Genomic DNA, 1,519 nt, shown 5'->3' with positions numbered 1-1,519 from the left:
CCTTTCCATATTTTTTAACAAGAGCAAAATTTGCTACTTGAACATTTTCTCCATCTTTTTCAAATTCTGAAAATTCAGCTTCCTTAACTAAATTTGCATTAATATTTATCATTTCTCTATCCATTAATTTCTTCTCCTTAATCTAAAAATTTCAATTAAAAAAGCGACTGAACTTATATTTCAATCGCTAAATGTCTTATATATTAAATTGTTTTAAGTGGGACTTCTTATCCTTACCATCATAACCTCCTAATTTTGAGTATAAAAAAAGACGATAGAGTTTTTAATTTCTATCGCCTATTAATACCTTATTTCTAGTCTTCTAAAATCGATACTTCAAGGTCTATCGCTTTAAATGCAACAGTTATTCCTACCTCTTCTTTTACTGTTTTTTCAAATAGCTCAGCTATATCATATGGGGACATATCATATATATCTTCATACCATTCATTACTTTCATCGTACATTGTCTCACATATTGCTTCAATATAATTTTTCTTATCCATAGTGAGTTCTGTATCACTTTCCAGAATAAACTGCTCACCATTTATATTTAAAATAATTAAAGATGATTTTCTATTTTCAAACATTTTGCTTTCTCCATAAACTTAAATGTTTAACCTATTTATTTTATTACTTGATTTTAACTTTACCTTATCTCTATTTGTTAGATACTCTTCAACATCAAACAAGTTTTTCTTATCATAATCTTCCAATAACTTGTAATTCTTATGCTTTGTAATATCGAATTTATCTGATAAGAAAGGTCTTACTCCTCTTAGCTGGTATATACACTTACCACCATCCATTACAGTTATTTCATCTTGGCTCATAAGTTCCTTGCCAGTCTTTTGATAATTTAGTCCAAAAGATTTTTGGTTGGATCTTGTTTCTGATGTGTTATACAGGTCTATGGTTTCTTTTCCTAAGGTTTCTGATAACTCTTTTACTGTTGTTTTTTCTTTTCCTCCTAGAAAGAGTGTGGAGTCACAGTTACCAACTATTGTATCTGCATGGTCTTTATAGATTGCTTTTAATTGAGATTGTGCTTGAAGTATTATACTTGCTGATATTTCTCTTGAACGAATTGTTGCAATTAATTTTTCAAATTTAGGAATTAATCCTATATTTGCAAACTCATCAAGTAGACACCTAACATGAACTGGAAGTCTTCCACCATACACATCATCTGCCTTATCACATAGTAGATTAAATAATTGGGAATACATTATTGATACTACAAAGTTAAAGGTATCATCAGTATCTGATATTATTACGAATAAAGCAGTTTTTCTATCTCCAATTTTATCGAGTTCTAATTCATCTTCGCTCATTAGTTCTCTAAGCTCTCTTATATCGAAAGGTGCAAGTCTTGCTCCACATGATATTAGAATTGACTTTGCAGTTTTTCCTGTAACAACTTGTCAAGGACTTTCTAATCATTTTTATCGACTTTTTGATGTTTTTCTCTCTCCATTTCTCTAATCATTATGCGTTTTAATTTGTCTTGCATTGTTTC

General features: G+C 29.6%; 1 protein-coding gene and 2 pseudogenes. All 3 read right to left on the bottom strand.

What is annotated here, in order from left to right:
• Window positions 1-124: pseudogene (locus tag HMPREF2782_RS04415) on the bottom strand (single-stranded DNA-binding protein); the annotation flags it as partial.
• Window positions 125-314: 190 nt separating this feature from the next.
• The gene (locus HMPREF2782_RS04410) at window positions 315-590 is read right to left on the bottom strand and encodes a hypothetical protein (protein ID WP_070641164.1); all 276 of its coding nucleotides are present in this window, start codon (window positions 588-590) and stop codon (window positions 315-317) included.
• 18 nt (window positions 591-608) lie between these two features.
• Window positions 609-1,424: pseudogene (locus tag HMPREF2782_RS04405) on the bottom strand (VirD4-like conjugal transfer protein, CD1115 family); the annotation flags it as partial.
• Between the last annotated feature and the right edge of the window lie 95 nt (window positions 1,425-1,519).

The sequence above is a fragment of the Anaerococcus sp. HMSC068A02 genome (genome assembly GCF_001811125.1).
Classification (GTDB): Bacteria; Bacillota; Clostridia; order Tissierellales; family Peptoniphilaceae; genus Anaerococcus; species Anaerococcus vaginalis_C.
The sequence above is the reverse complement of the archived record's forward strand: the minus strand, read 5'-3'. Positions and strand labels throughout refer to the sequence as shown.